At 71.1% G+C, this 5,279-nt stretch carries 6 protein-coding genes; 2 read left to right on the forward strand and 4 right to left on the reverse strand.

Annotated features, from left to right (window positions below; all coding sequences use genetic code 11):
- The first annotated feature begins 170 nt into the window (after positions 1–170).
- Positions 171–1,154, forward strand: coding sequence for a cupin (locus tag IQ216_RS11525; RefSeq protein WP_228007440.1), 984 nt, complete (start codon positions 171–173; stop codon positions 1,152–1,154).
- Here IQ216_RS11525 and ftsH read toward each other — a convergent pair.
- The gene (gene ftsH, locus IQ216_RS11530; protein ID WP_193815565.1) at positions 1,098–2,945 is read right to left on the reverse strand and encodes an ATP-dependent zinc metalloprotease FtsH; all 1,848 of its coding nucleotides are present in this window, start codon (positions 2,943–2,945) and stop codon (positions 1,098–1,100) included. The genes IQ216_RS11525 and ftsH overlap by 57 nt on opposite strands.
- 144 nt (positions 2,946–3,089) lie before the next feature.
- On the opposite strand from ftsH, the gene rpmF reads away from it, so the two are divergent.
- Positions 3,090–3,266 (forward strand): 50S ribosomal protein L32, encoded by a 177-nt coding sequence (gene rpmF / locus IQ216_RS11535; protein WP_186699359.1) that lies wholly within the window; start codon positions 3,090–3,092, stop codon positions 3,264–3,266.
- Here rpmF and IQ216_RS11540 read toward each other — a convergent pair.
- The 3 genes from IQ216_RS11540 to IQ216_RS11550 form a co-directional block, all read right to left on the reverse strand.
- Positions 3,230–4,207, reverse strand: coding sequence for a hypothetical protein (locus tag IQ216_RS11540; protein WP_193815566.1), 978 nt, complete (start codon positions 4,205–4,207; stop codon positions 3,230–3,232). The genes rpmF and IQ216_RS11540 overlap by 37 nt on opposite strands.
- On the reverse strand, positions 4,207–4,539 hold the full coding sequence (locus IQ216_RS11545) for a DUF565 domain-containing protein (protein WP_193815567.1): 333 nt from the start codon (positions 4,537–4,539) through the stop codon (positions 4,207–4,209). The genes IQ216_RS11540 and IQ216_RS11545 overlap by 1 nt, the downstream gene beginning before the upstream one ends.
- An 11-nt stretch (positions 4,540–4,550) precedes the next feature.
- Positions 4,551–5,279: HAD-IA family hydrolase (locus tag IQ216_RS11550; RefSeq protein WP_193815568.1), on the reverse strand; the 729-nt coding region annotated here is incomplete at its 5' end.

Here is a 5,279-nt window from a genome sequence, read left to right on the forward strand (position 1 = left end):
CGGCGACGAGGTGTCGATCGTGCCGGCCGTGGCCGGCGGCTGAGCCGAAGCGCCCGGGCCGTAGCCATGGCGGCAGTCAGGCAGTCGGGGTTGCTGCTGAATAACGTCACTCAACGCAACGTTTCCGCCCTTCCCCGCGAAGCCGGCGGAGCGCCTACCCGGCCCATCCCATGACCCAGGTTCCCCTGCAGCCCCTGAGCTCTTCCACGGCCCCCGCGGCCAGCAATCCAGACGCCTGCCGCTGGCAGGAGAAAGCCCAGACCTTCGACTACCGCCAGGCCGCCAATCCGATCCGCCGCGGCCTCACCGAGCCCATCCCCGATCACCACTGGCGCCCCGAAGTGCACCGCTCCGGCCCCACCGGCGTGATCCCCCTCGACATCAGCGCCACCCTGGGCTGCAGCGGCCCTGCCACCAGCCCCGCCCTCTCGGCCAACTTCCTGCGCATCCTGGCCGGGGAGGGCCTCAAGGCCGCCGCCGCTGCCACCAGCGCCCTCTTCTACGTGCTGCACGGCGAGGGTGCGCTGCACTGGGGCGGCCGCAGCCTGGCCTGGCAGCAGGGGGATGTGATCACCCTGCCCAGCGGCGATGCCCCCCTGCTCCAGGCCAGCTGCGACAGCGTTCTCTACTGGGTGCACGACGCTCCCCTGCTGCGCTTCCTCGGCGCTGAGCCCACCACGCCACGCTTTGAGGCCACCCACTTCCCGGCCGCGATGCTGGAGCGGGATCTGCAGGCCCTGCTCGCCGATCCCAGCTCGGCCCGCAGCAACCGTCTCAGCCTGCTGCTGGCCAACGCCGACTGCCCCACCAGCCGCACCGCCACCCACACCCTCTGGGCCATGCTCGGTTTGGTGCCGGCGGCCACGGCCCAGCGGCCCCACCGGCACCAGTCGGTGGCCCTGGATCTGGTGATCGACTGCGATCCGGGCTGCTACACCCTGGTGGGCACCGAGCTCAACGAGGACGGCACCATCCGCAACCCCAGCCGCTCGATCTGGGAGCCCGGCGCCGCCTTCGTGACGCCGCCGGGCCACTGGCACGCCCACACCAACGAGAGCGGGCGCATGGCGCGGCTGCTGCCGATCCAGGACGCCGGACTACACACCTACCTGCGCAGCCTCGACATCCGCTTCAGCGGCGGCCTGGCCGGCTGAGGCCTGGGCTTCGGCCTCCAGCAGGCTGCGGAAGCTGTCGCCGTCGATGGTCTCCTCAGCGATCAGCCTGTTCACCAGGGTGTCCATCAGGGCCCGGCGGGGCCGCAGCTCCGCCACGGCCTGCGCCAGGGCCCGACGGGCCAGGTCGCGCACCTGTGCATCGATGCGGGTGCTGGTGTCCTGGGAGTAGGGCGGCTCCGAGCGCAGCCAGTCACGCCCGAGAAACACCTCGGCCCCGCTGCCCTCGAGGGCCTGGGGTCCCAGGCGCGAGAAGCCGTAGAGGGTCACCATCTCGCGGCCGATGCGGGCCACCAGTTCCAGGTCGCCGACCGCGCCCTGGGTCACCTCGCTCGGTCCGAACACGACAAGCTCGGCCGCCCGGCCGCCCATGGCCACCACCATGCGGGCCTGGAGGTAGGCCTTGCTGATCAGCCCGGAATCGAGCACCTCTTCATCCGGCATCGTGCGGGCGAAACCGCCGACGCCGCCGGCCCGGGGCAACAGCGTCACCTTGTCCAGCCTGTCGGCATGGGGAACCACGCTGGTGAGCAGGGCATGGCCCACTTCGTGGTAAGCGATCAGGCGCTTCTTGGCCGAATCCTGCAGCGGGGCCACCGCCAGGCCCATGGTGATGCGCTCCAGGGCATCACTGAGGGCCTGGTTGTCGATGGCATTCAGCCGGCGCCGGGCCGTGAGGATCGCCGCCTCGTTGAGCAGGTTGGAGAGATCGGCGCCGGAGAAGCCCGGCGTGCGGCTGGCCCAGCTGGCCAGGGACACCTCCTCCGCCAGGGGGCGGGTGCGGGCATGCACGGCGAGAATCTCCTCCCGCCCGCGGCGGTCAGGCAGATCCACGGTGACGCGGCGATCGAAGCGGCCGGGGCGCATCAAGGCCCGATCGAGCACATCGGCCCGGTTGGTGGCGGCCACCAGAATCACGCCGGAGTTCTCCTCGAAACCGTCCATTTCGGTGAGCAGCTGGTTGAGGGTCTGCTCGCGTTCGTCGTTGCCGCCGCCGATGCCGGCGCCCCGCTGCCGGCCCACCGCATCGATCTCGTCAATGAAGATGATGCAAGGGGCCTTGGCCTTGGCCTTGCGGAACAGGTCCCGCACCCGGCTGGCCCCCACCCCCACGAACATCTCCACGAACTCCGAGGCCGCCATCGAGAAAAAGGGCACCCCCGCCTCGCCGGCGATGGCGCGGGCCAGCAGGGTCTTACCCGTGCCCGGCGGCCCGATCAGCAGCACCCCCTTGGGGATGCGCGCGCCGATGGCGGTGTAACTCTCCGGCGCCTTGAGGAAGGTCACCACCTCCTGCAGCTCCTCCTTGGCCTCGGCGATCCCGGCCACGTCCTCAAAGCGCACCTGCACGGTGTTCTCAGGCTGGACCCTGGGCTTGCTGGCTCCAAAGCCCATGGCCCGGTTGGCCACCTTGGTGCTGCGGCGCAGCATCAGCACCAGGGCCCCCACCAGCAGCAGCACCAGCAGGCCGTTGGAGAGGAAGGAGGCCGTGGCCAGCTCAGCGCGGTCATCGCGCACGGTGAGCGGCACATTGGCGGCCGCCGCGGTGTTCAGCAGCAACTGGTCGTTGCTGAACACAGGCACGCGGGCCTCCCTGCCGTCCTTGAACGTCACCGCCACATCGCGGCGGCGGGGTGAGAGCACCAGCTCCTGCACCCTGCCCTCGCGCAGATCGGCCAGCAGGCCGCTGTAGGAGGGCGCTTCTGTCCCGGCCGGCGCAGGGTCAGCGTCTGGAGCTGGGGCCGCTGCAGGGGAGGAGCCTGGCCCTGGCACGGGGGCGCTTTCGGAATCAGGAACGCTTGCAGCAGCCGGAGACGGGCTCTTGCTCACAGGGGTCCGGCTTTCAGGCGACTTTAGCGATTTGACGAAAGGCCAGACGGCAGCGGAGGATCCTTGTTTGGTTGTGAGAGATCTGGGATGGCTGTCCCCAAGAAGAAAACATCGAAGGGCAAGCGCAACCAGCGCCACGCCCACTGGAAAGCCAAGGCGGCCACCGCCGCCGGCAAGGCTCTCTCGATCGGCAAGGCCGTGCTGAGCGGCCGCGCCCAGGGCTTCGTCTATCCCATGGACAGCGAAGAAGAGTCCGAAGACTGATCCCCGCCGGCTTCTCCGCCGGACGTGCATCGAACACAGCGGCGCCGACCATCGAGTAGCGCTACCACCCTGCCGGGCTGCGAGGCGAGGGGATCCTGATAAGGGCCCGGCGGCAGGCTGCACAGGCTGGCGCGCACCAGCCGATCCAGAGCGGCGCCGCTCAGCCATCCCTCGCCAAGGCTGCCGCCACGTCTCCGTTGGCGGGCTTCGGCCTGGAAGCGCCAACGTCTGGGCAGGCTCCAGTGGAGCGGCCGCAGCAGCCAGAGCTCCTCGAAGCGCCGCCACAGGGGCTGATAGCCCTCCAGCGCCTCGTCCCAGTGGGGCAACCAGAGCCTTTCCCGGGCCGTGAGCTCCGGCGTACCCGGGGCTCCATCCGAGAGCTGGGCTCGCTCGAGGCCAGCAGGGCCCAGCGGCTTGCAGCCCAGCAGCCAGCCCTCCAGCACCACGGCCTCGCAGGTCACCATGTCCATGCCGGCACGGTCGCCCTCACCGCCGCGCAGGCGCTTGTCGAAACGCGGCAGCCGCCAGGGCTCCCCCGCCGCCCAACCCTCCAGGCTCTCGGCCAGCAGGGGAAGGTCGTGACTGCCGGGCGGCACGCGGCTGACGCCGAAGGGGTTGCCGGCCATGGCCCGCTGGCGCTGTGGCCAGGGCAGGTAGTAGTCGTCGATCGAGGCCACCCCCAGCCGCAGCCCGAAGCGGGGCGCCAGCTGCAGCAGGGCGCGCCCCAGGCTGGTCTTGCCGGCCCCCACCGGGCCGTTCAGGGCCAGGATCGGCCGCGCCCCCTGGCCGACCCGTCGCTGCAGCCGCGCCAGCAGCGGCAAGGCAAAGGCCTCGGCCAGGCTGACCTGGATCGGCAGCTCCGCCAGGTGCTCGGCGGTCCAGAGCCGGCGCCACTCCTCGAGATCGGCGATGCCGCAGTGCCGTTGCAGCCAGGGATCCATCAGGTGCCCAGCTTGAAGGCCTCCAGCACCACGGCATACACCAGGCCGATGCGCAGGTTGTCCAGCACCACCCAGCCCAGCCCGGGCCTTTCCTGCACCAGCCGGCCCCGCAAGCGCACCACCAGCTCCAGCAGCAGCACCAGCGCCAGCACCGCCATCGGCCGCCCGCCGGGGAAGAAGAGCAGCAGATAGCTGGTGAGGTTGCCGCCGGCATAGAAGCCCAGCAACAGGGCCAGCAGCACCACGCTGCGGTGACGCCAGTTGCCGCGCAGGCTGGCCAGCAGTCCCTGGGCCAGGCCCACACTGAACCGGTTGAAACGGGTCGACTGCAAGTGGTGGGATCTCAGAGCAGGCTCTGCAGATAGGAGAGCGTGATCCGCCCAGCCTGGCAAGGCGGGCCCCGAAGCACCATGGCGTCAGCGCCGAGGCCACTCACCACCGCCCGGGCCGAGGCGAAGCGCTCCAGGGGCAGCGGGCGGCTGTAGTGGCTGAGAGTGAGCAGGCAGGGCAGCCCGGCCGCCGTGGCCGCCGCCAGGCCCTGGGGGGAATCCTCGATGGCCAGCAGGTCGGCGGCCGACCAGCCCAGGGCCGTCACGGCCCGCTGATAGGCCTCGGGATCGGGCTTCTTGCGTGCCACGTCCTCCCCGCAAAGACGCAGGCTGAAGGCCGGGCCCAGGGATCCCAGCAACTGCTGCTCCAGCCCCTGCAGGGCCTGGCGGCCGCTGGTCGTCACGATGGCCTGCGCCAGGCCGGCGGCCCGGGCCTCCGCCACCAGCTCCGCCACCCCCGGGCGCAGGCCCAGGCCTCCCGTGGCCAGGAGGCTGGTGTAGTGGCTCTGCTTGCAGGCCTGCAGTGCCCGAACCCGCTCCGGCTCGGGGGGCTCCCCCTCCAGCTCCGTGAGAGCGAAGCGCAGCCGCTCATGGCCACCGCTGATCTCCAGCCAGCGGCCGTAGTCGCCCTCCTGCCAATGGAGCGGCAGCCCGGCCTCCGCGAAGGCCCGGTTGAAGGCCACGCGGTGGCCGTCGCGCTCGGTTTCGGCCAGGGTGCCGTCCACATCCCAGAGCAGGGCCTG

This window comes from Cyanobium sp. LEGE 06143, from assembly GCF_015207535.1.
In the GTDB taxonomy this organism is placed as follows: Bacteria; Cyanobacteriota; Cyanobacteriia; order PCC-6307; family Cyanobiaceae; genus NIES-981.

What these genes read in the sequence shown, in the direction of transcription:
- IQ216_RS11525 (WP_228007440.1), top strand. Translation starts at nt 171, where the DNA reads ATGACCCAGGTTCCCCTGCAGCCCCTGAGCTCTTCCACGGCCCCCGCG.
- rpmF (WP_186699359.1), top strand. Translation starts at nt 3,090, where the DNA reads ATGGCTGTCCCCAAGAAGAAAACATCGAAGGGCAAGCGCAACCAGCGC.
- IQ216_RS11540 (WP_193815566.1), bottom strand. Translation starts at nt 4,207, where the DNA reads ATGGATCCCTGGCTGCAACGGCACTGCGGCATCGCCGATCTCGAGGAG.